25 protein-coding genes are annotated in these 25,433 nt (G+C 62.0%); 12 read left to right on the forward strand and 13 right to left on the reverse strand.

The window, feature by feature from the left end; all coding sequences use genetic code 11:
* Positions 1-104 precede the first annotated feature (104 nt).
* The 3 genes from RNA01_RS08630 to RNA01_RS08640 are packed head-to-tail and all read left to right on the forward strand — an operon-like array spanning position 105 to position 3,323.
* On the forward strand, positions 105-1,811 hold the full coding sequence (locus RNA01_RS08630; protein WP_147179567.1) for an FAD-dependent oxidoreductase: 1,707 nt from the start codon (positions 105-107) through the stop codon (positions 1,809-1,811).
* Positions 1,808-2,587 (forward strand): SDR family NAD(P)-dependent oxidoreductase, encoded by a 780-nt coding sequence (locus tag RNA01_RS08635; protein ID WP_147179568.1) that lies wholly within the window; start codon positions 1,808-1,810, stop codon positions 2,585-2,587. Before RNA01_RS08630 ends, RNA01_RS08635 begins: the two co-directional genes overlap by 4 nt.
* A complete protein-coding gene (locus tag RNA01_RS08640; RefSeq protein ID WP_147179569.1) occupies positions 2,580-3,323 on the forward strand; it encodes an SDR family NAD(P)-dependent oxidoreductase in 744 nt (247 codons plus the stop codon). Before RNA01_RS08635 ends, RNA01_RS08640 begins: the two co-directional genes overlap by 8 nt.
* 87 nt (positions 3,324-3,410) lie before the next feature.
* On the opposite strand, the gene RNA01_RS08645 is transcribed toward RNA01_RS08640, so the two are convergent.
* The 8 genes from RNA01_RS08645 to RNA01_RS08680 all read right to left on the reverse strand — a co-directional run bounded on the left by RNA01_RS08645 (position 3,411) and on the right by RNA01_RS08680 (position 11,617).
* The gene (locus RNA01_RS08645; protein WP_147179570.1) at positions 3,411-4,133 is read right to left on the reverse strand and encodes an ABC transporter ATP-binding protein; all 723 of its coding nucleotides are present in this window, start codon (positions 4,131-4,133) and stop codon (positions 3,411-3,413) included.
* Between the two features lies 1 nt (position 4,134).
* Positions 4,135-4,881: an ABC transporter ATP-binding protein gene (locus RNA01_RS08650; protein WP_147179571.1), complete on the reverse strand. Its 747-nt coding sequence runs from the start codon at positions 4,879-4,881 to the stop codon at positions 4,135-4,137.
* Positions 4,878-5,852, reverse strand: coding sequence for a branched-chain amino acid ABC transporter permease (locus tag RNA01_RS08655; protein WP_147179572.1), 975 nt, complete (start codon positions 5,850-5,852; stop codon positions 4,878-4,880). The genes RNA01_RS08650 and RNA01_RS08655 overlap by 4 nt, the downstream gene beginning before the upstream one ends.
* Positions 5,849-6,727, reverse strand: coding sequence for a branched-chain amino acid ABC transporter permease (locus tag RNA01_RS08660; RefSeq protein ID WP_147179573.1), 879 nt, complete (start codon positions 6,725-6,727; stop codon positions 5,849-5,851). The genes RNA01_RS08655 and RNA01_RS08660 overlap by 4 nt, the downstream gene beginning before the upstream one ends.
* A 99-nt stretch (positions 6,728-6,826) precedes the next feature.
* Positions 6,827-7,954 (reverse strand): ABC transporter substrate-binding protein, encoded by a 1,128-nt coding sequence (locus RNA01_RS08665; RefSeq protein ID WP_147179574.1) that lies wholly within the window; start codon positions 7,952-7,954, stop codon positions 6,827-6,829.
* 131 nt (positions 7,955-8,085) lie between these two features.
* On the reverse strand, positions 8,086-8,898 hold the full coding sequence (locus RNA01_RS08670; RefSeq protein ID WP_235916523.1) for a shikimate dehydrogenase family protein: 813 nt from the start codon (positions 8,896-8,898) through the stop codon (positions 8,086-8,088).
* Between the two features lie 104 nt (positions 8,899-9,002).
* Entirely contained in the window at positions 9,003-9,890 is an 888-nt protein-coding gene (locus RNA01_RS08675) for an NAD-dependent epimerase/dehydratase family protein (RefSeq protein ID WP_147179576.1), read from the reverse strand.
* On the reverse strand, positions 9,887-11,617 hold the full coding sequence (locus tag RNA01_RS08680; RefSeq protein ID WP_147179577.1) for an FAD-dependent oxidoreductase: 1,731 nt from the start codon (positions 11,615-11,617) through the stop codon (positions 9,887-9,889). Before RNA01_RS08680 ends, RNA01_RS08675 begins: the two co-directional genes overlap by 4 nt.
* Positions 11,618-11,755: 138 nt before the next feature.
* On the opposite strand from RNA01_RS08680, the gene RNA01_RS08685 reads away from it, so the two are divergent.
* From RNA01_RS08685 to RNA01_RS08705, 5 genes are read left to right on the forward strand one after another with little or no spacing between them, the layout of a single operon-like run.
* A complete protein-coding gene (locus RNA01_RS08685; RefSeq protein WP_170253399.1) occupies positions 11,756-12,853 on the forward strand; it encodes a Gfo/Idh/MocA family protein in 1,098 nt (365 codons plus the stop codon).
* On the forward strand, positions 12,850-13,686 hold the full coding sequence (locus RNA01_RS08690; protein ID WP_147179579.1) for an IclR family transcriptional regulator: 837 nt from the start codon (positions 12,850-12,852) through the stop codon (positions 13,684-13,686). Before RNA01_RS08685 ends, RNA01_RS08690 begins: the two co-directional genes overlap by 4 nt.
* A gap of 59 nt (positions 13,687-13,745) precedes the next feature.
* A complete protein-coding gene (locus tag RNA01_RS08695) occupies positions 13,746-15,488 on the forward strand; it encodes an FAD-dependent oxidoreductase (RefSeq protein WP_147179580.1) in 1,743 nt (580 codons plus the stop codon).
* Complete coding sequence (locus RNA01_RS08700; protein WP_147179581.1) at positions 15,485-16,096, forward strand: NIPSNAP family protein; 612 nt, start codon at positions 15,485-15,487, stop codon at positions 16,094-16,096. Before RNA01_RS08695 ends, RNA01_RS08700 begins: the two co-directional genes overlap by 4 nt.
* Positions 16,097-16,098: 2 nt before the next feature.
* On the forward strand, positions 16,099-16,917 hold the full coding sequence (locus RNA01_RS08705; protein ID WP_170253400.1) for a sugar phosphate isomerase/epimerase family protein: 819 nt from the start codon (positions 16,099-16,101) through the stop codon (positions 16,915-16,917).
* A 70-nt stretch (positions 16,918-16,987) separates the two neighbouring features.
* On the opposite strand, the gene RNA01_RS08710 is transcribed toward RNA01_RS08705, so the two are convergent.
* Positions 16,988-17,584, reverse strand: a complete 597-nt coding sequence (locus tag RNA01_RS08710; protein ID WP_235916524.1) for a pyridoxamine 5'-phosphate oxidase family protein — start codon at positions 17,582-17,584, stop codon at positions 16,988-16,990.
* A 79-nt stretch (positions 17,585-17,663) separates the two neighbouring features.
* On the opposite strand from RNA01_RS08710, the gene RNA01_RS08715 reads away from it, so the two are divergent.
* Positions 17,664-18,380, forward strand: a complete 717-nt coding sequence (locus RNA01_RS08715; protein ID WP_170253401.1) for a TetR/AcrR family transcriptional regulator — start codon at positions 17,664-17,666, stop codon at positions 18,378-18,380.
* A gap of 59 nt (positions 18,381-18,439) precedes the next feature.
* Here the strand turns inward: RNA01_RS08715 and RNA01_RS08720 are convergent, their stop codons facing one another.
* From RNA01_RS08720 to RNA01_RS08735, 4 genes are all read right to left on the reverse strand, one after another.
* Complete coding sequence (locus RNA01_RS08720; protein WP_147179584.1) at positions 18,440-18,667, reverse strand: hypothetical protein; 228 nt, start codon at positions 18,665-18,667, stop codon at positions 18,440-18,442.
* Between the two features lie 356 nt (positions 18,668-19,023).
* A complete protein-coding gene (locus tag RNA01_RS08725) occupies positions 19,024-20,574 on the reverse strand; it encodes a tripartite tricarboxylate transporter permease (RefSeq protein ID WP_147179585.1) in 1,551 nt (516 codons plus the stop codon).
* Between the two features lie 23 nt (positions 20,575-20,597).
* Positions 20,598-21,029 carry a tripartite tricarboxylate transporter TctB family protein gene (locus tag RNA01_RS08730; protein WP_147179586.1) on the reverse strand — a complete coding sequence of 144 codons (432 nt, stop codon included), beginning with the start codon at positions 21,027-21,029 and terminating at the stop codon, positions 20,598-20,600.
* A 78-nt stretch (positions 21,030-21,107) separates the two neighbouring features.
* Positions 21,108-22,091, reverse strand: coding sequence for a Bug family tripartite tricarboxylate transporter substrate binding protein (locus tag RNA01_RS08735; protein WP_147179587.1), 984 nt, complete (start codon positions 22,089-22,091; stop codon positions 21,108-21,110).
* Positions 22,092-22,201: 110 nt separating this feature from the next.
* On the opposite strand from RNA01_RS08735, the gene RNA01_RS08740 reads away from it, so the two are divergent.
* From RNA01_RS08740 to RNA01_RS08750, 3 genes are read left to right on the forward strand one after another with little or no spacing between them, the layout of a single operon-like run.
* A complete protein-coding gene (locus tag RNA01_RS08740; RefSeq protein WP_147179588.1) occupies positions 22,202-22,882 on the forward strand; it encodes a response regulator transcription factor in 681 nt (226 codons plus the stop codon).
* A complete protein-coding gene (locus tag RNA01_RS08745) occupies positions 22,879-24,282 on the forward strand; it encodes a sensor histidine kinase (protein WP_147179589.1) in 1,404 nt (467 codons plus the stop codon). The genes RNA01_RS08740 and RNA01_RS08745 overlap by 4 nt, the downstream gene beginning before the upstream one ends.
* Positions 24,279-25,352 carry an ABC transporter substrate-binding protein gene (locus RNA01_RS08750; RefSeq protein WP_147179590.1) on the forward strand — a complete coding sequence of 358 codons (1,074 nt, stop codon included), beginning with the start codon at positions 24,279-24,281 and terminating at the stop codon, positions 25,350-25,352. Before RNA01_RS08745 ends, RNA01_RS08750 begins: the two co-directional genes overlap by 4 nt.
* Positions 25,353-25,433 lie beyond the last annotated feature (81 nt).

Raw genomic sequence — 25,433 nt, forward strand, 5'->3', positions numbered from 1 at the left:
ATGTGCAGAAAGAATTGTGCAACAATTGCGCGGTTGCGTCCATTGGTCCCGGCCGCCCCGCGCAGTAGCAAAATCCTTGTGACATCCAGCAACGGGAGGAAGCCATGGAACGTGCAGAGGAGGAGCGCGTCTACGACGTGCTCGTGATCGGATCCGGCGCGGGGGGACTCGCCACGGCGATCACCGCAAGAAAACACGGCCTGTCGGTCATCGTCATAGAGAAGGAACCCGTCTTTGGCGGCACCACCGCCTTTTCCGGCGGCGTGCTCTGGATTCCCGGAAACCGCCACTGTAAGGCGCTCAACCCCGGTGATACGCGTGAGGCCGCACGCCACTACATGGCGCTGGAAACCGGTAACTGGTTTCAGCCGGCCGCCGTCGATGCGTTTCTGGACGAAGGCCCGCGTATGCTCGATTGGTTCGAGAAGGAGACGGCCGTCCAGTTCGTGCCGACGCTTTATCCAGATTACCATCCAACGGTGGATGGCGGGGTGGATGTCGGACGGTCTGTCCTTGCCGCGCCCTTCGATACCAGTTCTTTGAACGAGAACCTGAAACGGCTTCGGCCTCCGCTATCGACCATCACCTTTATGGGCATGATGTTCAATTCCTCGAATGCCGACATCAAGCATTTCTTCAACGCAACGAAGTCGCTGACGTCATTTCTCTATGTGACGAAGCGGCTCGTCGCTCATGCCGGCGAAGTGGTTCGTCACGGCAGGGGGGTGCAGGTAACCAGCGGCAATGCGCTCGCCGCACGGCTCGCCAAAACCTGTTTCGACCTCGGCATTCCGATCGTCACCGACACTCCGGCCAAGCATCTCGTCAAGGCGGATGGTCGCGTTGTCGGTGTGGAGGTTGGTGGGCCAAAGCCTGGGCGGATCATGGCGCGACGCGGCGTGGTGTTGGCTTGCGGCGGTTATGCCCATGATCTCGCGCGCCGTGCCGAGGCCTATGCGCATTTGAGGGCGGGCGGAGAACATTTCTCGCCGGTGCCGGCCGGCAATACCGGGGACGGCATTCATCTGGGCGAAGAAGCGGGCGGCGTATTCGAAGCGGAGTTCCCGCAGCCGGCTGCGTGGATGCCGGTCAGCCGCGTACCGGGTAAGGGCGTTTTCCCGCATCTGCTCGACCGCTACAAGCCAGGCATGATCGCGGTGCTTGCCGATGGGCGTCGCTTCACCAATGAGAGCAACAGCTATCATGACGTCGGCGCCGCGATGATCGCGTCCGGCGATGCCGCCGCCTGGCTGATCTGCGACCATCGCACGATTCGCAAATATGGCCTGGGCCATGCCAAGCCGGCGCCGATGCCGCTGTGGCTCTGGCTGCGCACCGGCTACCTGAAAAAGGGTCGCACGCTCGCCGATCTGGCAAAGGCTTGCGGCATCGACGCCAAGGGGCTGGAGGAGACCGTGTCGACCTTCAACCGAGGCGCCAGAGAGGGCCGCGACGATGCCTTCCATCGCGGCGAGACCGCCTTCAACCGCTATCTCGCCGACGCCGACCACAAGCCCAATCCGACTGTCGCTCCGGTGGAGCAGGGACCGTTCTATGCGGTGCGGATGGAAATGGGCGACCTCGGCACTTTCGATGGGCTGAAGACCACGGTGCCGGGCGAGGTCATCGACCGGCAAGGCGCGGTAATCCCTGGCCTGTTCTCCGTCGGCAATGACCGGGCCTCGATCATGGGTGGGAATTATCCCGGTGCGGGCATTACCCTCGGTCCCGCCATGACCTTCGGCTGGATCACCGGACGCTATCTGGCTGGCATCGCGCCGGTCGCAGGGAATGAGGAGAAAGCCGCATGAACTGGCTTGGACTGGAAGGAAAGACCGCCGTTATCACCGGTGCCGGCGGCGGCATCGGTCAGGCGTTGGCGCGTGCCTTCGCTGCGCAGGGTGTTCGCGTAGTGCTTGTCGATCGTGGCGAGGACCGAACGGCGCCGCTCGCCGCCGAACTGGGGCAGGGGGCTTTCGCGCTCGCCTGCGACCTGTCGCGACCGGAAGAGATCGCTTCAGCGGCCGAGCGGGTGGAGACGGATGGCGGCGCCGATATCCTGGTCAACAACGCCGGCATTCTGCGGCCCGGCCCGCTCGACAGCGTGTCGGAGGCCGATTGGTCGGCCATGCTGTCGGTGAATCTCACTGGCTACATGCTGGCAGCGCAGGCCTTCGGCAGGGGCATGGCGACACGGGGAGCGGGTGCGCTCGTGCATATCGCCAGCATAGCCGGCAGCGAGCCGCAACCGGCGAGCGGTGCCTATTCAGCCTCGAAAGCGGCGATCCTGATGTTGTCGCGCCAACTGGCCTATGAATGGGGTCCGAAGGGCATCCGCTCGAATACCGTGAGCCCGGGGCTGGTGCGCACGCCGCTGTCGGAAGCCTTCTACGCTGACGCGGAAACCAAGGCGCGGCGCGAGGCCATGGTGCCGCTGCGCCGCATCTCGACTCCCGAGGACATGGCGGACGTGGCGCTGTTCATCGCCTCGCCACGCGCCTCCTATGTCACTGGCCAGGACATCGTCGTCGATGGCGGATTGTCGCAGACCTTGATGGGCTTGGTGCCGAGGCCGGGCTATGCTTGAGGCGCTCGTAACCGGCGGCGCCGATGGGATGGGCCTTTCCACCGCGCGCAAGCTGGCGGAGGCCGGCTACCGGGTGACGATCGCCGATCTCGACGGCGCGAAGGCAGAGGCGCGCGCCGCCGAACTCGGCGCCGGTCATCGTGGCATCCCCTGCGACATCACGGACGAGGCCCAGGCGATCGCCGCTGCAGCGTCCGCACCCTTTGACGTTCTTGTCAACAATGCGGGCATCGGCGACAGCCACCTGCCAACGCTGGAGCAGGGTATCGAAGCCTTTCGTAAGGTGCTCGATGTGCATCTCGCCGGCACCTTCCTGATGTCGCGGGAGGTCGGGCGAGGAATGGTGGCGCGAGCAAGTGGCGCCATCGTCAACCTATCCTCGATCGCTGGAATTACCGGCCTGCCGAAGCGCAATGCCTATGGCGCCGCCAAGGCCGGGATCGTGGCGATGACGCGGGCCATGGCCTGCGAATGGGCCGGCCATGGCGTCAGGGTCAACGCCGTGGCACCGGCCTTCGTCGAGACCGCGCTCGTGCGCAAGCTGGCCGATGCCGGGCGTGTCGACCTGGCGACCATCCGCCGTCGCACACCGATTGGCCGGCTGATCGCCTCTGAGGAAGTGGCGTCCGCCATTGCCTTTCTGGCCTCGCCGGCCGCGTCCGGGATTACCGGAGTCGTCTTGCCCGTCGATGGAGGCTGGACAGCCTTCGGAGATTTTGGAGACGCATCCGCCTAAATCAGCGGCTTCCGCCAGACGTTGGAAAGCACAAAGGCCCGGCGACGACGTCGCCGGGCCTTTGTTGCAGCGCGCCTTGGGAGGGCCTCACGCGGCATCCTCGATGTGCCCACCGAGGAAGAGTTGGCCAACGCGGGGATCCTTCAGAAGGGCATCCGCCTTGTCGAACATACGGGTCTGGCCGAGTTCGAGCACGAGGCCGTAATCCGACATGGCGAGCGCTGCCTTGGCGTTCTGCTCGACCATCAGGATCGTCACGCCCTGATCGCGCAGCCGCATCAATGTCTGGAATACCTCTTGTACCAGATTGGGCGAAAGGCCGATCGAGGGTTCGTCGATCAGGATCATCTTCGGGTCGAGCAAGAGCGCGCGGGCGATCTCGAGCTGTTTCTGCTGGCCACCGGAAAGCTCGATGGCCTTCTGGTCCTTGCGCTGGCGCAGCATGGGAAACTGGTCCATGACCTCCTCCATCCGCACCTTCACCCGGTCCTGGTCCCTGGAGGTGATGCCGCCAAGCTCAAGATTATGATAGACTGAAAGCTGGGGTACGACATTGCGGCCCTGCGGCACATAGGTGACGCCGCGCTCGATCATGTCCGCCGGGCTCTTGCGCGTCACGTCCTTGCCGTCCAGCAAAATCTGTCCGGAATGGATGTTAAGCAGACCGAAGATGGCCTTGAACACAGTGGATTTTCCGGCACCATTCGGCCCGATCACGGTGGTGATCGAGGCCTTCGGAATGGTGAAGGAGGTGCCGTTGAGGATGGTGATGCGGCCATAGCCGCCCGTGACGTTCTTCAGTTCCAGCATGTCAACCTCCGAGATAGGCGTCGATGACCATCTGGTTCGACCGGATTTCCTCCGGCGTTCCTTCGGCAATGATTTCGCCTTGCGCCAACACGATGATACGGGTGCAGAGCGACATAACGAATTCCATGTTGTGTTCGATCACGACGAAGGTCGTGCTGTGCTCGCGGTTATAGGTGACCAGCCGTTCCTTCAGGTGCGCGAGCATCGTGAGGTTGACGCCGCCGGCGGGCTCATCAAGCAGAACGATACCGGGCCCGGCCATAAAGGCCATGGCCGCGTCGACCAGCTTCTGCTGTCCGTAGGACAGCGAACCCGCCGGTGTATCGCGATAGGGCGTTAGCCGAAAGAATGCGATGAGCTGTTCCGCTTTTTCGGTGAGCCCCGCATCTGACTTGCCGAAGAGGCGCGAGAGCATTGAGCCTTCGTGTTCTTGGCCGGCGAAGATGACATTGTCGAGAACGGTCATTTTGGGAAAGACCGACAGCTGCTGGAAGGTTCGACCAACGCCCATCAGCGACAGGTCGGCCGGACGCACGCCGTCGGTCGATATGCCGTTAATTTCGCAACGCCCTTCGGTAGGCCGAAGCTGACCGAGGATACAGTTGAACAGAGTCGATTTCCCCGAGCCATTCGGTCCGATCAGCCCCAGAATTTCGCCTTTGTGGACGTCGAAGCTGACGCCATTCACGGCGCGGATGCCGCCGAATTGCTTGGAGATGTTGTGAACGGAGAGCACTGGAGTACTCATAGCTGGGCTCCCTGCTGCAGATCGCGCCTTGCCTCGTGCTTCGGGCGGAACTTTCCGGCCATTTTCTGTCCAAGACCGATCAGGCCGTTCGGCGAAAAGACCATCAACACGATGACAAGAAATGCGTAGATTATGAGATAATAGCCTTCGGTGAAGCGGAGTACTTCCGGCAAGAGAATGACGACAGCCGCCCCGAGCATCGGCCCGAAGAAGAAGCCGGAGCCGCCGACTACGACCATCAAAAGAAGCTTCAGCGAGTGGACGAGCGAGAAGCTGCCGGGTTCGATGAACTGTACGAGCGGGGCCTGTAGCGCACCGGCAAGCCCGCCGAACGCCGAGCCGATTGCGAAGGCGAGCAGCGTCTGACGACGAACCTTCAGGCCGAGGCTTTCCGCCCGGATCGGGTTTTCGCGCAGAGCCTTGAAGGCCCGGCCCCAAGGTGAACGCAGAATCCACCACATGCCGCCGACCGCGATCAGAAAGCAGGTGAGCGAGAAATAGTAGAAGGGCAGGTTCTTGTCGGTTGAAAGACCGAAGAAGGACGGCCTGGGCATGCCGAAAAGACCGAAGGAACCACCAGTGATCTCTTCCTCGTTGCGCAGCACGAGAAAGAGCAGCGTGTTGAAGGCGAGCGTGATGAAGGCGAGAAAGTGATGCTGCACCCGCAAAGCCGGGTAGCCGAGCGCAAGGCCGACAATGAAACTGGCGCCGATGGATGCGATGGCGGCAAGAGGCCAAGGAATGCCGGAAAGCGTCATCAGCGCTGTGACATAAGCCCCGATGGCCATGAACCCGGCCTGTGCGAGGCTCACCTGCCCCGCATAGCCGAGGGTGAGGTTAAGGCCCATCGCCGAGATAGAGAACAGCAGCCAAGAGCACAGCGTGTAGATGATGTAGTTGCCCTGGCCGATCGGTGCAGCGATAAGGACGACAATTCCCAGAGCGACGAGAATGGCTTGGTTGCGGGTCATACGGTTCTCCCTTCCGCGGTGCCGAGCAGCCCCTGCGGGCGCAGCAATATGATGGCGATAAGCAGGATCAGCGGCATGGCGGAACGGTATTCAGCGGAGACGTAGACTGCCGAGAGATTATCGACCACGCCAATCAGAAGCCCGCCGACAAGTGCGCCGCGAATCTGGTTGAAGCCACCGACGATCGCCGCGATGAAGGCAACGAGGCCCAGTGTTTCGCCGTTCGAGAACTTGGCGAGATAGATCGGGGAGATCAGCACGGAGGCAATGGTGGCGAGCGCCGCGTTGATCAGGAAGGTGTAAAGGACCATGCGCTTGACATTCACACCGAGAATTTCAGCCACGGCAGGATTCTGGGCGCTGGCCTGCATGCACCGTCCCGTGCGGGTACGACCGAGGAAAAGCTGGAGGCCACCGATCGCCAGCATCGAAACTGCCAGGTTGCCGATGTCCTGCAGCGAAACGCTGGCGCCGAAAACATGATAGACCGACTGTGGAAAGATCGGCGGGAAGGGCTGTGCAGTGGCACCGTAGAATTCTTTAACGCTTTCTTTCAACAGCAGCCCGAGCGCGATGGTCGCAATAACCAGTGGCAGGGTGCCGTGGGGCAGCATGGGCTCCACGATCAGCCTCTTGAAGGCGATGCCCAAAATCAGCAATGAAAGCACTAATGCCAGTCCGATAGCCGGCCAGAGCGACAGGCCGAAAACAGTCATACCGACCAAGACGAAGAATGCCGGAAGCATCACGAACTCGCCTTGGGCGAAATTGATCGTCTGCGAAGCCTGCCACAGCAGCGTGAACCCGACGGCGGCAAGGGCATAGATGGAGCCGGCGGCAAGGCCGGAGATGAAGATTTGAATGAGCTCGGCCACTGGGTCGTCCTCGGCGAGATTTGATCGGCATTTCATGCCGCGAATGAACGGATAGGGTCGACGCCGATCCGGCGTCGACCCGGACGCATCTCTCGGAGCCTAGTTGGCGGGCAGGATGGATTCGACGACCTGCTTGCCGTTATCGACCTTCACGAAGAAGCTCTCGCGCGACATTTCGCCCTTTTCGTCCCAGCTCACATCCATCAGCACGCCGGGATATTCAGAGGCCTTCAGTGTCAAACCATGCAACTTCTTTGCAATGGCTTCGCTATCGGCGCTGCCGACCATCTCGGTCACATATTTGATCGTCCAGGCGGCGATGTAGCCTTTGATCGCATTGTGATCGGGCGTGTACTTGTACTGCGTCTTGAAGCGCTCGACCATGTCCTTCATGGCGGGAATATCAGCGTCGGGGGTGAGGCCGACGTGGCCCATGGCGCCGTTTGCCGCCTCACCAGCCAGTTCGATTACCTTGTTGCCGACAAGCGTGGTATCGCCCAAGAGAGGCTTGTCGAGACCCTGCTTGCGGGCCTCGCGCAGGAAGCGTGCGCTCTCCTCCTCAGTGTAATAGATGAAGAATGCGTCCGCATCGGAGTGTTTCAGCTTCAGCACATCGGCCGAAAAATCGGTCTGTCCCTGTTCCGACGCCACGTCCGCCACAACCTCTATGCCAGCCACTTGCATCGCTTCCATGAAGGCCTTGTATCCGCCCTTGCCGAACTCGGTGTTGGCCCAGGCGACACCGACCTTTTTTACGCCCATGACGTCTGCCATGTATTTTGCGAGCTTCGGTATGCCTTTTTGCGAACCGAAGGCGGTGCGGAAAATGTAGGGATTGCCTGTCGCGGTGATCGATGGCGCTTCGGAGCCCGTGAACTGAGGGATGCCGGCCTTGGCCGCGACCATCATGTTGACGACGGTCGAGGACGAATAGACCGTACCCGTGATAGCGTACACGCCCTCATCGATGGCCTTTTGAACGAGGGCACGCGAAACCTGCGGATCGGTCTGGCTGTCGTATTCCAGGATGTCGACCTTTTCGCCGAGGATCCCGCCTGCGGCATTGATTTCCTCAAAACCCATATGCACGCCGTCACGGAAATTGGTGCCGGCGGCGGCACCGGGTCCGGAGAGTTCGACGATCGAGCCGATCTTCAAATCGGCGAGTGCGGGCGTCGCGGCGAGTGCGATCACAATTGCGGTTGTACTCAGCAGTTTCTTGATCATGACTATTCCTCCCATGTCAGATCGTGTGGCAGTGGCTTACCAGCGGCGATAACGGCCAGTCTTTTCGTGGCATGCGCTCTTCGGCAACGCTTCGGACAACAGTCAAAAACGGTGGGCGGCGGCGCGCGCTGTCATGCGACAATCTTGCGGTTGCCCATAAGCAGTTCGGCCAGCAGCACGGCCTGCGCGTCGAACATACCCGAGCCGGGCATCGTCCCGCAGCCTTTGGCGCGGGCCGCGGCAATCAGTGGCGGGACAGCTGGACGCGTGACGACATCGGCTACGAACTGGTCGGCTGACAGATGTTCCACCTGCACCGGCAGCGGATCGCCTTCGCGCATGCCGAGCGGTGTGGCATTGGCGACGAGCGCGAAACCCCGCGGATCGGTGCTGCCTGCACGCGCCTTGCCGGGAAATGCCTGGTTCAACCGCGCGAGCAGGGCATCGCGGCGCTGCACATCGATATCATGCAGGGCAAGCTCCGACGCTCCGCGCGCGAGAATCTCATAGGCGATGGCCGATCCGGCTCCACCGGCGCCGACGAGCAATGCTGGCTTGCCGGCGACATCAAACCCCTCGGCGGCAATGCCGTCCATATAGCCATGACCATCGGTCGCGTCGCCGATCCAGTGGTCGTCCTCGCGGATCATGATGTTGACCGCTCCGGATGCCTTGGCGCGGTCGGACGCTCGGGCGCAGAAGGCGAGACAGGGCACCTTGTGCGGAACGGTGATGACAATTCCGTTGACATTGCGCATCGCCTTGGCCTGTGCCAGCCACCCGGACAGATCCTCAGGCAGGATGTGCAACGGCACGACAAGCCCGTTGAAACCGCGGTCCGCCATAATCTGGCTTAGCGAGGCCGGAGACTTCACCTGTCCGATGGGATGGCCGATGATCGGGAAAATCCTCGTTTCCCCGTCGACACTGATCTGCTGTTTCACGATTTCCTCCTCCAACACGGTCGCGATTTCATCGGATCGAGCCGTGATTGACAAAAGCATTTGGTTCGCCCGCCGGAAATGGACGATGGGAGCGAATGATTGCACTATTGCTCATGCGCGACCGCCTTCAGTTCGGAAAGGGAAAGGGTGATGCCCTCTTCCATCGCGGTGGACGGCTGTGCTCCAAGCCAGGCCGGAACGACATCCGACGCGAGATCGGCGGGGATACGCAAGGGTAACCCTTCGACCGAAATCCCCGACCATCCGCTCTGCCGCGCGAGTTCGCGCACGAAGTCGTCCATCTCCCGTGTGTCCCCGGCCATGGTCAGGGCTGTCGCCTGATCAAGGGGAACATCCATGGCAGCAATCAGCATCCGGGCAACGTCGTCGACATGGACGAAACCGGCGCGGCCGGAGAAGCGGATGATGGCCGGTTCGTTTCGGACAGACGCCGCGATCGCAATCGACGGACCGGCGGCGAGACCCGAACTGATGCCTGGTCCGTAGACGATATAGGGCCGCAGCCCAAGGCTCGGCACGCCATGATCCGCATGGAAGGCGCGGGCCGCGCCTTCGACCGCGAGCTTGGTCGCGCCGTAAATGGTCATTGGTCGGGGATTGATCCCGTCGTCCGGCCCGAAGACGCCGGCCGTGCTGAGATAGGCCACGGGCAGGCGACGGGGCGCAGCGGCTCCAAATACGTTGAGGCTGCCGATCAGGTTGACCCTGACACCCAGGACAGGATTGTTTGCGCAGTCGACCGTCATTAGACCGGCGAGATGAATGATCCCGTCGCAGCCGTCCACCGCTTGGGCGACGGCTTGGCCGTCGGTGATGTCGCCGGCAACGAGTTCGACACGGGTGCCAGGGGGCAACCGGGCCCGGTCCGGCTTGAGGTCGAAAATGCGCACATCATGCCCGGCACGCATGAGCATTGTTATGGTCCTTTGACCGATGAAGCCCATGCCGCCTGTGACAAGGATCCGGCTCATGCCGCCTGCTCTCTCGCTGCCGACGAAGCGCGTCTGGCCGCATGGCGCGCGGCGATCGCCCCGAACACGATGGCCGGGCCGATGGTGATGCCAGGACCGGGATAGACGCCGCCCATGATCGATTGCAGGTCGTTGCCGCAGGCGTAGAGCCCGCCGATCACGGAACTGTCGCGGCGCAGCAGCCGGGCATTCTCGTCCGCGACCAGTCCCACGGCCGAGCCAATATCGCCTGGCAGCAGACGTACGGCGTAATAAGGCGCCGTTTCAAGCGCGCCGAGCGTCGGGTTGGGGCCATGGGTCGGATCGCCGTTGGCCTTCTCATAAACGGTCGTCCCGCGCGCGAAGTCCTTGTCCACACCGGTCTTGGCATAAGCGTTTATGCGCGCCACGCTGTCCTTCAGCCCGGCCGCATTGATGTCGAGCTTGGCCGCCAATTCGTCGAGTGTTTTGCCTTCAGTCAGATAGCCGTCGGCAAGATAGGACTTAATGTCGGCACCGCCGGGGCGGATCATGCCCATGCCGTATTTCTTCAACGCTTCCGCATCGGCGATCAGATAGGTGGGAATATGGCTGTCGCCCTCATTGGCGGCGTACATAGCCGAGACGAACAGGTGATAGCTGGTGCTTTCGTTGACAAAGCGCCGTCCGTCCTTGCCGACGGATATGATGCCCGGCTTGGAACGGTCGAAGACGAAATGCGGGAAGACCGCCATGCTGCCGTCCTGGCGACGGCGGCAGGAGACCGGCGCCCAGAAACAGGGCTGCTTCGATGTCTCACCGTGATAGGCGCCGATGCCGAAGGCAAGCTCATGCAGGGTGCCGGTATGACCAGGCGCGGAGGGGCTGAATTGCGGTACTGGGTGCGGTAGCTTCTCCTCGCGCATACCGGGATGGCGGGCAAAGCCGCCGGATGCCAGCACCACGCCGCCCCTGACGGCGACCTGCCGCTCGAAACCCTTCTGCCGAAGGGTGATCCCGGTAACGCCGTTCGTGTCGGACGCAAAAGCGACCGTTTCGGTCTCTGTCAGAATGGTGACGCCGAGCTTGCGGGCCGTCTTCAACATGCGGCCGATCAGAGCATTGCCCATCAGCAGGCGGGAATCGCGGCCATATCGCATCTTGCTCAGATAGAACCTGCCGATCAGGCGGAGAGAATAGGTGGTCGACTTCAGCGATTTGCCGATCTTCATAAGGTGGGCGATGTCGTCGCGGTCGATCATCATGCCACCGAGAATGGTGAATTCCGGGATCGGAGGACGGATCAGCTTCAAGTCCTCGCCGAGCGAGGACGCCTCGAACGGTTCGGGCTCCAGTGCCCGCCCGATGGACGTCGCTCCTTCCAGCTCATAGAGATAATCGGGGTGAAACGGCCTCGGTCGGAGGTGAACGTCCGTGCGGTCTTCCAATGTGTCGACGACGCCCGGACCGGCGGCCAGAAAGGCGTCGCGCATCCGTTTGGGGCTAAGGTTGCCGACCGCGCGATCGAGAAAGCCGGAGACCTTTTCCAGGCTGTCATCGGCGCCGACCGTCTTTGCATGGCGGGTGAGCGGTATCCATGTCGTGGCCGCCGAAAAGGCGGACGTGCCGCCGAGATACTCCGTGCGCTCCACGAGCAGAACACGGGCGCCCTCGAGTGCGGCAAAGACCGCGGCGGACATGCCGCCCGCGCCACCGCCCAATACGACGACGTCATAATCCGGCGCGATCTTAATCAACGCGTTGCGCATCCGGGCCTCCTCCCTGCTGCCGACGGCTTCTGTCTGCGCGGACAATTGCAGAAAATGGAAAGCTATTCAACAATAAAAATATGTTCCATTTTATTTTGGTGTCTGTTATTCCATCGTTCGACGGTTCGGGAGGAACGCATGAGTGAGGTCATCGATATCGCCGTTATCGGCGCAGGCGCGATTGGGCGCACGCATATCGATACGTTGGCGCGCATGTCTGACATGCGGCTGTCGGTGCTGGTCGACACGGCCCCCGGCGGCATGGCGCTGGCGGCGTCGCTCAGTTTGCCCTGTGTACCCACCATCGAGGCGCTTCTGGCCTCCGGTCTTGCCCAGGCGGCGATCGTCGCCACTCCCAACGAGACGCATCTGCCGATTTCGCAGACCTTGCTTCGCGCGGGCATTCCGGTGCTTCTGGAAAAGCCGGTGGCCGAAAGTCTCGACTCGGCCCTGCAGCTGATCGCCGTGGCCGACGAGACTGGCGTTCCGCTGCTGGTCGGCCATCACCGGCGGCATAATCCGATCATTCGCGCAGCGCGGGCTGCGATCCAGTCCGGAGAGATCGGCGATCTGGTGCTGGCGACGGTGACCTGTTCGCTGGCCAAGCCGGACAGCTATTTTGAAGCCGCCTGGCGCCGCGAACCGGGTGCCGGAGGGCCGCTTCTGATCAATCTGGTTCATGAAATCGATCTGTTGCGGCATTTCTTCGGGGAGATCGACAGCGTCCAGGCGATTGCCGGCAATGCCCGGCGCGGCTTCGCCGTCGAAGACACCGCCGCCGTCTGCCTGGCATTTTCCGGCGGGGGATTGGCGACGCTCTGCATTTCCGATGCAGCGGTCGGCCCTTGGGCCTGGGACCTGAGCGCCGGGGAAAACCGTGCCCGCTTTCCCGCCCACGACGTCAGTGCCCATCACTATGCCGGCAGTTGCGCCGGGCTGTCCCTGCCGGACCTGACACTGTGGCGGCCGGCCGGCGAGCCGGACTGGACGCGGGAATTACGCCCTTCGAAACTGGCGGTGACGCCGGCCGATCCCTACGAGGAGCAGCTCTCCCATTTCACCACTCTCATTCGCGAGGGAGGAGCGCCTCTCGTCTCGGCGCGTGACGCGACGACCAATCTTATCGTGCTCGACGCCATCAGAAGCGCTGCGGCAAATGGCCGGGTCACCACTGTTGACCTTTCACCCTTGAATTGCGTTAGTGGAACCATATTCAACAACGGAATTGGTCCATGAGCAGCGTCCTTGAAAAATCCCTTGCCATAATCGAACTCCTTGTCGATCACCCGACCGGACTGTCGGTGTCCGCGATCGCGGCGGCGACCGAGCAGCCCGTCAGCGGTGTCCATAGGACACTGCAGGAGCTCTCTCGGCTCGGCTATGTTCGCCAAGCACAAGTGCAGGGCAACTACGCCATGACTATCAAGCTTCCCGCCATGGGACTGGGTTTTCTCGGTCGCGCGGGAATTACCGATGTGGCGCAACCCGTACTCGACGCGCTTGCGGCGGATTCTGGCGAGCTGATCCGATTGTCGGTCATCGATGGCGATCGCCTGATCTGGGTGGCGGTGGCGCAAGGCGCCACGCGCGGCCTCCGATACGATCCGGGGCAGGAACAGGGCGTTGTCGTCCATCTTGCCAGCTCAGCCGGCGGCAAGGCCTGGCTTTCGACGATGAGCGACGAGGAAGCACTGGCGAAGGTTTCCGCGCAGGGTCTGCTCCGACGGGCCGAAGGCGGGGGGGCGAATGCGCCACGAAGCCTCACGTTGCTACTGGAGCAACTGGCCGAAGCACGGGCGCGCGCCTATGCGACGGCGGTGGACAGCTATATCGCCGGTATGGCGGCGATGGCTGTGCCGGTCCGTTATCACGGGAACGGTCCGGTGTTGGGCTGTCTCTCTATTGCGGGGCCAGCGGTACGCATGACAGCAGAGCGCATGGCCGACCTCGCGCCGCGGCTTCAGTCGGCAGCAGTCGAACTCGGCGAGGCGGCTGTGGGCTCGCAGTATTTTCAGGCAATAATGAAGGCACTGGATCCGGTGTCCGCGCAAGATCGGAGGCCCGCATGACAGGCGTGTCGTTCCGTCGTGCCAGGCGTCCGATCCCAATGGCCTTCGGGCAGGAGTGAATGGAACGACAGATTGTCCGCACCATTGCGTGCGATGTACTGGTGATCGGCTCGGGTGCCTCCGGCCTTGCGGCGGCGGTGACCGCCGCCCATCACGGCTTGAAAGTCGTGGTCGCCGAGAAAGCGCCGGTATTCGGTGGCACATCGGCCTGGTCGGGTGGCTGGCTCTGGATTCCACGTAATCCGCTGGCGCGGGCGGCAGGCATCGACGAACCGCCCGAGGCACCGATGGAATATCTGCTCGGCGAACTCGGCAACCGGGCCCGCGACCCGCGACTGGCGGTTTTTCTCGCCAATGGACCAGACATGGTGTCCTTCTTTCAGGACCACACGGCGATCCGCTGGATCGACGGCAATCGTATTCCCGACTTCCACGAAACGCCGGGCTCCGGAAACGGCGGGCGCTCTGTGTCGGTGGCTCCGTTCGACGGGCGTGAACTTGGCAAATGGATAGAGAAATTACGCCCGCCACTCGACGTCATAAGCCTCTGGGGCATGGGCATCGCCAGCGGCGCGGATATGGGGCATTTCTTCCGCGCAACGCGCAGTCCAGGTTCTGCAATCTATGCCTGGCGGAGGCTTGCCCGCCATTTCCGTGACCTCTCCTTGCATCGACGCGGCATGCAACTGGTCAACGGAAACGCGCTGGTCGCCCGGCTGATGCGCTCGGCGCTCGACCTGAAGGTGACGCTGTTGGACACCACCCCGGCCCGGCAATTGCTGCAAGACGGGGACCGGGTGATCGGCGCCCGGCTCGCGACCTCCGATGGGGACGTGGAGGTTCGCACAGCGCGCGGCGTGGTGCTGGCCACCGGCGGTTTTCCTCATGATAGCGAGCGCCTCGACGCGATCGGGCGTCAGGCAGGTGGCGGCAAAGGGCACTATTCGGCCGCGCCACGTACGAACACCGGCGATGGCCTGCGGCTCGGCGAAAGCGCCGGCGCCGAGGTCGACAACAGCCTCGTGTCGTCCATCGCGCTCGCCCCCATTTCGCTTGTTCCTCAGGCCGATGGCTCCTTCGCTCATTTCCCCCATCTGGTCGAGCGGGCCAAACCCGGCATCGTCGCGGTCACGGCGGCGGGCCGGCGTTTCGTCAGCGAGGCCGACAGCTATCACGACTTCATGAAGGCGCTGATCGCGGCGACACCCGCGGGAGAACCGGTGATGGCCTGGCTGATCGCCGATCACAGAGCACAGCGCCGCTGGGGTCTTGGCTGGTCCAAGCCCTTTCCCTTCCCGACCGGACCGGCGATCCGCTCCGGTTACCTGAAATGCGCGGGAACCCTCGGCGAACTCGCGCAAGCCTGCGGTATTTTGGGCGGCGCGCTGGAAGAGACGGTCGGCGCCTTCAACCGCCATGCCGCGCGCGGCGAGGATCCCGAGTTCCATCGCGGTCGCTCGATCTACAACCGCGTGCAGGGCGACGGCGATCATCGCCCGAACCCCTCGCTCGCGCCGCTCGACAAGGCGCCATTCTACGCGGTGAAGATCGTACCGGGTTCGCTCGGCACCTTTGCCGGACTGAAGACCGACCCAGAGGCGCGGGTGCTGTGCGAGGCCGGCCGGCCGATCCCCGGCCTTTTCGCCGTCGGCAACGACATGGCCTCCGTCATGGGCGGCAATTATCCGGCGGGCGGCATCACGCTCGGCCCGGGCATGACTTTCGGTTACATCGCCGGCCGCGTTCTGGCCGGTCAGCCCGTCAGGGGCATCGACATCAAGGAAAAGGAGAAGGCAGAATGAGCTATTACGAGCTTGCGACACTCGACACGGTGATCTTCGGTGCCGGCAAGGCATCGTCCGGCATCGAGGCCTGGGTGAACGAGGGCGGGGGCCGTCTCTGCGGCGCTTGGGGCACCGACATCGGCACCCTGAACCGCGTCTTCGTGCTGCGCGGTTTCGATACGCTCGACGAGATGATGACGGAACGCGAGCGGGCGCTGCGGAGCGAAAATCCGTTCGGCTGCGTCGAACACCTGGTATCGCTCAATATGGAAAGCTACCGCGCGCTGGACTTCCTGCCGCCGGTCGGGCCGGGCAGCGACGGCCCGGTCTACGAGTTCCGCACCTATCGCACCCGGATCAACGGCATCATGCCGACCATGGCGAAATGGGCCGATGCCGTGCCGGGGCGAGAAGCCTATTCGAAGCTGACTGTCGCCATGTACGGGCTCGACGGTGAACCGAGACTCACGCAGATCTGGCCCTATGCCAGCCTCGCCGCCCGTTCCCAGGCGCGCGCGCAATCCGTCTCTGACGGCAAGTGGCCACCGAAGGGTGGACCGGACTGGCTGACGCCGGACATGACCAGCCAGATCGCCCTTCCCCTGCCATTCTCGCCGCTCAAATGATCATGAACCCGCTATCCCTTGCTTTCTTGACCACATTCGAGGTCGACCCGGTTTCGGCGGTGAAAATCGCCGCCGAAACCGGTTACCAGATGGTGGGCCTGCGCATCCTGCCGGCCGCCGCCGCCGGCGAGCCGGACTATCCGCTACTGACGGACGACCGCACGCTCGCCGAGGTGCGGGCCGCGCTCGCCGATACCGGCGTCACGGTCGGTGACGTCGAGATCATTCGACTGAAGCCGGAAAACGACTGGGAGCTGTTCTCGCGCTTTTGCCAGCGGTGCGAGGCGCTTGGCGCGCGGCATGTGCTGGTGGCCGGCGACGATACCGAACGGTCGCGCCTTGTCGACAGCTTCGCTCGTTTCTGTGAACTGGCGAAGCCGCATCGCCTCACCGCCGATCTGGAATTCATGCCGTGGACGGCGGTGCCGGACCTTGCCGCCGCCCTTTCGGTGGTGGAGGAGGCGGGCTTCGACAATGGCGGCGTGCTGGTCGATGCCCTGCATTACGACCGCTCCGCCACCACGCTCGAACAGATCGCCGCCCTTCCGCCGGCGCGGGTCAACTATGTGCAGTTCTGCGACGGGGCGGTGCCCTATGATTCGAGCGTCGAGGGGTTGATTCGTGTCGCGCGCGGGGAGCGGCTGTTTCCCGGCGAGGGCGGTATCGACCTCGTGGGGCTTGCCAGGATCATCCCGCAAGGGGTGACGATCAGCGTCGAGGTGCCGCATCGGGCATTGGCGCAAAAAATCGACGCGCTCGGCCGGGCCGCCATGGCCCGTGCCGCAACCATGGCAATTCTGCGCGCCGCCGACCGCACCTGAGATTTAACACAGGCCGGGACAGGTGCCCGACCTGTGTTAAGGGTGGTTGACGCCCTATTGAAAACACGGATTACGACGTGCCACGAGGCGCCACCTTGCCGTGACCATCGGCCAGCCTCATCCGCGGGATACGCGCCGAGCAATTTCTATACGCCTGCTCTACCGTGACCAGAACGGCAGCCTGGGCGGTGGGCCAGATACTTCCAAATTCGGCATTCGCGGCGACGATCCGCGCAATGCCATTTATCCGTGCGCGCCGTTGACGTTCAAAGTCGATGAACAACATACCGATATGCGGGTTGATCAGCATGTTTCCGAGACTGTTGTAGAGCCCGTTTCCTGAGAAATCGGGAAAGACCAGGCGATTTCTATCAAGGACCCGAACCGCGGGAAGCAGATTGCCCGAGGCATCCTGTTCCCGGCCCCTAAAGCTGCAATCGCAATGCCCCTCAGGGCTTGCAGTCGCGATAAAGAAGAAAGGCACGGCTTCGATGAAACGCGCTAGCGATGTCTGAATAACCGGGCTCATCATGGCGGCAAGACTGTGCTCGTCCCAATCGTACTGGCTTGGAAAGCGCGCGCGCATCCCAAGTTCACCGGCGTGTCCCAGTGGATTGTCGGGCACGAATTCTCGCGCGCTCTGCTGCTCTCTACCGTTTTCGGTCACTCCACTGCCCATCCTGCTTGCCAGACGAAATTTCGCGCAATATAAAACGAACAAACGATCGGTTGTAAATGGAGGCAACGTGACGAAGACATCCAAAGCCGAAATCGTCACCGCGGCGCGCGATCTGATGCGTGACAAAGGCTATGCCGGCACATCCATGAAGGATGTGGCGGAACGGGTCGGACTACTCAAAGGCAGTCTTTACAGCCACTTCCCCAGCAAGGAGTCTTTGGTCCCCGAGGTGCTGAACCTGACGTTCAACGAACTCTTTGGGGAGATAGAGCCCAGCGGGAATTGGCGGGACGATTATGAAATCGCTCTTGACCGCTTGACGACCATGCTGACGCGACATCGGCGCTGTATCGGTCTCCATCTGGCCTATGGTCTGGAAGATACATCGCCGCAACTCCAAGACGCTGTGGCCGGATTCTTTCTCGACATTCGCGAGGCCTTTCGGGAACTACTCATGCAGGGCCTGGATTTAGGACTTGCCGAGCCCCTGGCGCTTGACACGATGACGGCGGTTGAAGGGGCAACGCTGTGGTTAGCCCTATATGGCAATTCCGGCCCCATTGAGGGGGCTAAAGCAGCGCTGCTTGCACGTGCCGATAGTCTGGCGGCCGAAGACCCCGACGAGAAAGTCTGCAAGCTGCTGGACCAGATGACGGGCGACTGGCGCCGCGCCAGCCTTGCCGAAAAGCGGCTCGCCGCGCGTGTCATCAAAGCCGAAGATGACTTGCTGATGGCGCAAGCCAAATTCGACGCCTATGCGGAAGCCGAGAGCTGCTTTCGATAAGCCTGTGAACTGTGTTGCGCAGGCCGCGTCTTGATCGAGATAACCCCCTTTGGCATTTTTCACGCAACGCCTTTGATCTCCGGACGGCCAAGTTCGGTGATCCGCTTAAGAACGTAGATGCCGATCTTCGCTTCTGTTTTCTGGGAGCCATCTAGACATGCCGTCTTGCCTGCCACAGCTCCGAGAGCTTTCCTCTCCCAAGCGGCTTCCTCCCTGTCATCGCAGGCTTGAAGCTCCTCTCCACTATCCAATGATAGCGGCGCCGAAGGGGAGGGCTTGACGCTCACAACATATTCCCGTGAAAGTTGCCCGTGTGAGACCGACCTTCAAGTCATGGTCTCAGGTTGGTCAAGCGAGAGAAACCCGCGAGGTATTTACGACCTTGGCGAGCCATAGGATTTTGCCATATTGCAATTCACGAGGCTGGAGCCAGCAGGCCTTTATGCAATCCTGAATTGTGATGCGCTGACGTTGCCACGGGCAGCCAGCGGATCCGCAACCACTTGCCGAACATGAGGAAAGGCCAGACGACGTTGGCGATAACGTCGTCTGGCAATCGGCGGCGGCAGTGCATTGGATCAAGGGAGCGACATCCCTCGTCTTCCAAGGGTACCTCTCGACAATCCGTTAGGTTGACTGACGCTCAATCGCCTGCGGCGATTTCGTCCGCGACCACGTTTCGGGGCATCGCCGGTTTGCGGAAAAACCGGCTAACGGCGATCGGCAGCAGGAAGCCAGCGATTGCAAGAGCCCACAAGGCGATCGAAAGCGGTGAAGCGAACAATGTTGACCATTCACCGTCTGAAATCGTCATCGCGCGGCGTAGGTTCACCTCCATCTGGTTGCCGAGAAGCACGCCCATGATGACCGGCACCAGCGGAACATTGAGCTTGCGCAAAACCCAGCCGAGCACGCCGAAGATGATCATCACGAGAAGATCGAAGGTCGAGCCGGAAATTCCATAGATGCCAACGAAGGAGATCATCGCAACGGCCGGCATCAGATATTTGGTCGGGATCAGCAACACACGGACGAACAGGCCAACCATCGGAATGTTGAGCAGCAGCAGCATGATATTGCTGATGAAAAGCGCGGCGATCAGGCCCCAGACCACATCGGGATTGTTGGTGAAAAGCAAGGGGCCGGGCGTGATGTTGAGCGCCAGCAGCATGGCCAGCAACACGGCCGTGGTTCCAGACCCAGGCACGCCGAGCGCCAGCATGGGAACCAGAGCGCCACCGGCGGCGGCGTTGTTTCCAGCCTCCGGCGCAGCCACGCCACGGGGATCGCCGGCGCCGAAAGTCTTGTCCTTGTCGTTGATGGTCTTTTCCAAGCCATAAGCAAAGAACGAGCCGAGAGAAGCGCCGGCGCCGGGCAGAACACCGGCCAGAAAGCCGACGACCGTGCTGCGAACGATCGGCCAGGCCGTTAGTCGCAAGACGGACAGCGATGGCAGCAGCGGACCGAAATCGACCTTGGATTTGTGATGCTCTGGAAGATCGTCCTTGCCGCGGTTCTCGATGAAGATGAACACTTCCGACAAGGCGAACAGGCCGACGATCGCCACCAGGAAATCGATTCCATCATAAAGATGAACTTCACCAAATGTCAGGCGCGGCACGCCGGTCTGTCCGTCGACGCCGATCATGGCGATGCCGAGACCAAGGGCCGCGGCAAAGGCCGCCTTGGCCTGATTGCGGCTTGCTATTCCACCCAGTGTGGCGAAGGCGAGAACATAGAGTGCGAAATACTCGGCCGGGCCGAAAAGAAGCGCCATCTTGACCAGTTGCGGCGCCAGAATGGCAAGTCCCCAGGTGGCGGCAAACGAACCGACGAAGGACGCGATGCCGGAAATGGTCAGGGCGACGCCGGCCTGGCCCTTCAGCGCCATCGGGTAACCGTCCAGGGTGGTCATCACCGCCGGTTCGTCGCCCGGAATATTCAGCAGGATCGAGGAGATGCGGCCCCCATACATCGCACCATAGTAGACGCTGGTCAGCAGGATGAGGGCAGGGGTGGCAGGAAGCCCGAGTGTGAAAGCGAGCGGGATCAGGATCGCAACGCCGTTGGACGGGCCCAGTCCAGGAAGGGCGCCAATGATGGTGCCGAGAAAGCAGCCAATCAGCGCAAGGGCCAGGTTCTGCCAGGTGAGCGCGACGGCAAAACCGTCGGCGAGGGATGAAAGCGTGTCCATATCTCTGTTCCTTGCCTTTTGCCTTAGAAACCCAGCGGGCCTTTGGCCAGCGTGAGGCCGAGGGCGAGATGAAAGACGGCATATATGCCGATCGAGATCGAAATCCCGGCGAACCCGGACTGAACAGGTGTCGCCCCGAGCCGCCAGGCGATGAAGGCGCTGGCAAGCACGGTGGAGATCACGAATCCGGCGCTGGGCAGCAGATAGGTATAGGCGACGAGCACCGCGATGGTGACGATCACTTCGAGCAGGCGACCGAACCGCGGCCATTCGGGCTCCGCGTCCGGCATCAGGAAGATCACCACGCTTGCAATCGCCAGCACCGTGCCAATGATGATCGGAAATGTCTTCGGGCCGACAGGATCGCTCATGAAGCTCTCCTCAATCAGCGTTGCCTGCCAGATGTAGAAGATTGCCAGGAGGGCGCTGATCGCGCCAAGTACACGATCGCTCACGTTGAGTCCTCTCATAGAAATTGGGGAAACATACGTGCCGGCACGCGCAAGAGACGGTTTGCCGGCACGCTGTTGCGATTATTTCACCAGACCGATTTCGCGGGAAATAGTCTGGATCTCCGTGATCGATTCCTTGACGAAGGCATCGAAATCGGGACCGCGCTTGTCCAGCGGTGCCAGACCGCTCTGTTCCATGATCTGCTTCCACTCGGGCGATTCATAGACCTTGCCGACCGCATCGACCCAGTAGTTGTAAGCTTCGTCGTTCATGCCGCCGGGGGCATAGAAGCCACGCCAGTTGGCGCCGATGGCATCGATGCCCTGTTCGCGCGCCGTCGGGAACTGGGCAAAATCACCGCTCATGCGCTCGGGCGCCAACACAGCGATCACCTTGATGTCGCCGGAATCGACGAAACCCTTGGCTTCAGAGGCATCGCCGGTAAAGGCCTGCACCGAACCGGCAAGAAGCTGCGTCACGGCTTCACCGCCGCCATCGAAAGCCACATATTTGATCTTGCGGACGTCCTCGACGCCGGCCTTCTTGGCCGCGATCAGGACTTTCAGGTGATCCCAGCCACCAACGGCTGAACCGCCGGCGATGGAAACGCTTTTCGGATCGGCCTTGATCTTTTCCATCAGCTCGGGAAGCGTGTTGATGGGCGAGCCCTTGGCTACCGCGATAATACCGTAGTCGGCGCCGATGCTCGCGATCCAGCGGACCTGATCCGCCGTATTGCCGGGATAGGCGCCTTGGGCGAGACGGGTAGAGGTCGAGGAAGACGCGGCGACGATCAGATCGTTACTGTCGTTGCGCTTGGCGACCACTTCGCTATAGGCCACGCCGCCGCCGCCGCCGGCAAGGTTGGTGACCTGCATCGTTCCCTTGATGAGCTTGAGATCCTGAAGGACCTTGCCAACCTGGCGGCAGGTGAAGTCCCAGCCGCCACCAGCAGCCGCAGGCGCGATACATTCGGTCGCCTCGGGCTCGAAAGCGAAGGCATTGGCGGTGAGCGCGAGTGTTGTCGCAGCCGTCAGCACGGCGCGAGAGAACCAGTTTTTCATGAGATTTCCTCCATGGATTCAAAAATTGCGCAAGCCTCCACTGACGCAATTCGCTATAGCTACCCAATGAAACTGTCATTTCACTGTCAGCACGGAGACCGCGAACGGGGATGCGCTTTTTGTTGGTTGAGGATACCCAGGATGTCGCCGAGGCGATCCGGGACCGGTTCGTACGCGGCGGCCATGTGATCGACATCGTCGGGCATGTGGCGGACGCGGAACAGCTGAGCGCGTTCAATATGTACGACCTTGTGATTCTCGATGTGAATCTGCCCGACGGTTCCGGCTTCGATCTGCTGAAACGCCTGCGCCTTGCCAAAAACACCGTTCCTGTCCTGGTGTTGACGGCACGGCTTGCCGTCGACGACAAGATCAGCGCGCTCGACATTGGCGCCGATGACTATATGGTCAAACCCTTCGATCTCGGCGAGCTCGAGGCCCGGGTGCGCGCCATTATCAGGCGCCGCGCAGGGGGGAACCAGTCGTTCCTGGAAGCCGGCAATCTGACATTCGACATGGTGGAACGTCGGACCCTGGTGGCCGGCGAAGAGCGCGAGCTTACCCGTCGCGAGCAGATGCTGCTGGAGATATTCCTCACCAACAGCGGCCGCGTGCTGGAAAAGGAAGACCTGCTTGTGCGGCTCTTCGGTCTGAACGGCGACAGCAATCCCAACGCGGTCGAGGTCTATGTCGGCCGGCTGAGGCGCAAGATCGAAGGGTCGGATCTGGACATACGCACCCTGCGCGGCCTCGGCTACCAGGCGCGGCTGACGGTCCGGCCGGACTCATGATTTTCGGGCGCAGCCTGCAGTCGCGCGGCCAGTCCGTCGCCTTCCGACTGGTGGTGGTGCTGGCGCTTGTCACGGCAATCGCGATCGTGGCGACCGTGATTGCGGCCTATCGTTACGGACGCGCCGCCGCCGACGAGGCTTTCGACCGGTTGCTGACGGGCGCCGCTTTGCAGATTTCCGAACGGGTGTTCGTGGCCGACGGCAAGGTGCAGGTGGATCTGCCGCTCTCGGCTTTCGAACTTCTGGCGCTGGCCTCCGACGATCGCGTCTTCTACCGGGTGAGGGGGGCGACGGGTGAAACCGTCACAGGCTATGATGACCTGCCATTGCCAGCCCAACGCCGCAAGATGACCACTCCTCTCGTCTACGATACGGAGTATCTCGGCGTCCCTGTCAGGGCCGTCATCCTGCAGAGGCGGCTTGCCGAAACCCAGCTCCGCAGTGCCGTTGATGTCATTGTCGCCCATACGACGCAGGCACGCGCCGACCTTGCCCGTGACATCGCGACCCGTGCCATGCTGGGGGCCGCGCTCGGCGGGATCGTTGTCATCGCCGCCACCTTCTTTGCCACCCGCTATGCGTTGCGGCCGCTGGGCAGGATCGAGGAGCATATGCTGGCGCGCGATCCGCTCGACCTTTCTCCGATCACCGAAGCCGCCCCAAAGGAAGTGGATGCCCTGGTCTCCGCCATCAACCGCTTTATGTCACGACTGGACCGCCGCGTTGGCGACATGCAAGCCTTCGTGGCTGATACTGCCCATCAGATGCGCACACCGATCACCGCATTGCGTGCCGTCACCGAAAATGCGCTCGACGAAACAGACCCCGGCCGGCTCAAATCGATGCTGCACAGGATCCGCAATCGCGCGATCGGCGTGAGCCGTCTGATGGAACAATTGCTCAGTGAGGCGCTGATCATACACCGATCTGACACAGCCCCGCTTGTCCCGACGGATCTGCGCCGCGTGGTGCTGGATGCCGAACGCGAATTCCGCACCACCGTAAGACCGGAACACGACGCGCTCGAACTGGATCTCTCGACCGATGCCGCCACAGTGCTGGCCGATCCATTCAGCCTGAAGGAAGCCGTCAAGAATCTGATTGCCAATGCGTTCGCCCATGGCCAGCCACCGGTGCGACTGGTGGTGGAGACGGAGGAGGGGGGCACGGCCCTGCTGCGTGTCGAGGACCATGGGCCGGGCATCGATGGCGAGCAGCTTAAACTTCTCGGCCGCCGGTTCAGCCGGCGCGAGGATCGCACCGAGAGCGCGGGACTGGGTCTTGCCATCGCCCACAAAGTCATCGCCTTTCACGACGCAACGTTTCTGACCGGACGCTCGGAAAAGGACCATTTCTGGATCGGCTTTCGCATCGCCTTGGCGAAGGAGACAACGACATGATCGGAAAAGCAGCGCTTTGCCTGGCCTCCTTTTTCGTTGCCTGGCTTATCGGCTCTATTGCCACACCGGCGATGGACATGGATTTTCCCGCGTCATCGACCCCGCAGGACGTGCTGACAATCGCCAGTGTCACCGATCTCGACGCGATCCGCCCGATGATCGAGGGTTTCCAACGCCGGCACCCGTCCATCACTGTCCGTTATCATGAGAGCGAGAGCCCTTCGCTCGACAAGGCGACCGCCGAGGCCTGTCGAGAGGGCGTATTCCTTGCCGATGTGGTGATCTCGTCTTCGGTGGCAAAGCAAGTCGGCCTGGTCAACGATGGCTGTGCCCGGCCAGTGGAGACCAGCCTGGTCGCTCGGCTTCCCGCCTGGGCCAAATGGCGGCAGGAGCTGATCGGGCTGACTGCCGAGCCCGCCGTGATCGTCTACAACAAGGCAGCGTTCGCGGCGGAGAAAGTTCCAGCGGACCGATTCGAGCTCGTGGATCTTTTGCGAAAATCCACCCGCTTCATGGATCGGATCGGCACCTATGACATTGCCAGCTCGGGTGTCGGATATTTCTTTGCTTTCGAAGACGCCGTGCAGGCCACGACCTGGGGCCGTCTTATCGAGGTTTTCGGCCGAAACCGGGTGAAGTTCTATTGCTGCTCAGCGGACATTCTTGATCGGGTTGCCGATGGCAGCCTTTACATCGGATACAATATCCTTGGTTCCTACGCGCTGGCACGGGCGGACGCCGATCCCCGGATCGGCGTCATTTTTCCCTCCGACTACACGCTTGTGATGACCCGCACCGCCTTCATTTCCAAAGAGGCGAGAGCGGTGGCGGCGGCAAATCTGTTTCTCGAGTTCGTTCTTTCGCCGGAAGGAACCAGGATCCTCGAACAGCAGATGCGCTTCTATTCGCCGATCGACGGGATCGCGAAACTGGCCGAACTCTCGCCGGGCGAGGACAACACGATCCGTCCCATCGCCCTCACGCCGGCCCTGATTGTCGCCCTCGACAAGGAAAAGCGACGCCTTTTTCTCGAACAATGGGACAAATCCGTTTTCATCCCCAGCCCGTGAAAGCCACAAGACTGATCTTTCAGCCTAGCGTTTTCCCTGGCGGATAGGGACAGATCAGCCAAGGGGTATCATGAGCACTAT

Source organism: Paenirhizobium naphthalenivorans, from assembly GCF_007992095.1.
GTDB classification, from domain to species: domain Bacteria; phylum Pseudomonadota; class Alphaproteobacteria; order Rhizobiales; family Rhizobiaceae; genus Allorhizobium; species Allorhizobium naphthalenivorans.

Coding starts and splice junctions, on each gene's coding strand:
- RNA01_RS08705 (WP_170253400.1), top strand. CDS start 16,099: ATGAACCCGCTATCCCTTGCTTTCTTGACCACATTCGAGGTCGACCCG.
- RNA01_RS08650 (WP_147179571.1), bottom strand. CDS start 4,881: ATGAGTACTCCAGTGCTCTCCGTTCACAACATCTCCAAGCAATTCGGC.
- RNA01_RS08725 (WP_147179585.1), bottom strand. CDS start 20,574: ATGGACACGCTTTCATCCCTCGCCGACGGTTTTGCCGTCGCGCTCACC.
- RNA01_RS08680 (WP_147179577.1), bottom strand. CDS start 11,617: ATGCGCAACGCGTTGATTAAGATCGCGCCGGATTATGACGTCGTCGTA.
- RNA01_RS08690 (WP_147179579.1), top strand. CDS start 12,850: ATGAGCAGCGTCCTTGAAAAATCCCTTGCCATAATCGAACTCCTTGTC.
- RNA01_RS08665 (WP_147179574.1), bottom strand. CDS start 7,954: ATGATCAAGAAACTGCTGAGTACAACCGCAATTGTGATCGCACTCGCC.
- RNA01_RS08740 (WP_147179588.1), top strand. CDS start 22,202: ATGCGCTTTTTGTTGGTTGAGGATACCCAGGATGTCGCCGAGGCGATC.
- RNA01_RS08735 (WP_147179587.1), bottom strand. CDS start 22,091: ATGAAAAACTGGTTCTCTCGCGCCGTGCTGACGGCTGCGACAACACTC.
- RNA01_RS08640 (WP_147179569.1), top strand. CDS start 2,580: ATGCTTGAGGCGCTCGTAACCGGCGGCGCCGATGGGATGGGCCTTTCC.
- RNA01_RS08695 (WP_147179580.1), top strand. CDS start 13,746: ATGGAACGACAGATTGTCCGCACCATTGCGTGCGATGTACTGGTGATC.
- RNA01_RS08655 (WP_147179572.1), bottom strand. CDS start 5,852: ATGACCCGCAACCAAGCCATTCTCGTCGCTCTGGGAATTGTCGTCCTT.
- RNA01_RS08685 (WP_170253399.1), top strand. CDS start 11,756: ATGAGTGAGGTCATCGATATCGCCGTTATCGGCGCAGGCGCGATTGGG.
- RNA01_RS08750 (WP_147179590.1), top strand. CDS start 24,279: ATGATCGGAAAAGCAGCGCTTTGCCTGGCCTCCTTTTTCGTTGCCTGG.
- RNA01_RS08675 (WP_147179576.1), bottom strand. CDS start 9,890: ATGAGCCGGATCCTTGTCACAGGCGGCATGGGCTTCATCGGTCAAAGG.
- RNA01_RS08745 (WP_147179589.1), top strand. CDS start 22,879: ATGATTTTCGGGCGCAGCCTGCAGTCGCGCGGCCAGTCCGTCGCCTTC.
- RNA01_RS08700 (WP_147179581.1), top strand. CDS start 15,485: ATGAGCTATTACGAGCTTGCGACACTCGACACGGTGATCTTCGGTGCC.
- RNA01_RS08630 (WP_147179567.1), top strand. CDS start 105: ATGGAACGTGCAGAGGAGGAGCGCGTCTACGACGTGCTCGTGATCGGA.
- RNA01_RS08645 (WP_147179570.1), bottom strand. CDS start 4,133: ATGCTGGAACTGAAGAACGTCACGGGCGGCTATGGCCGCATCACCATC.
- RNA01_RS08635 (WP_147179568.1), top strand. CDS start 1,808: ATGAACTGGCTTGGACTGGAAGGAAAGACCGCCGTTATCACCGGTGCC.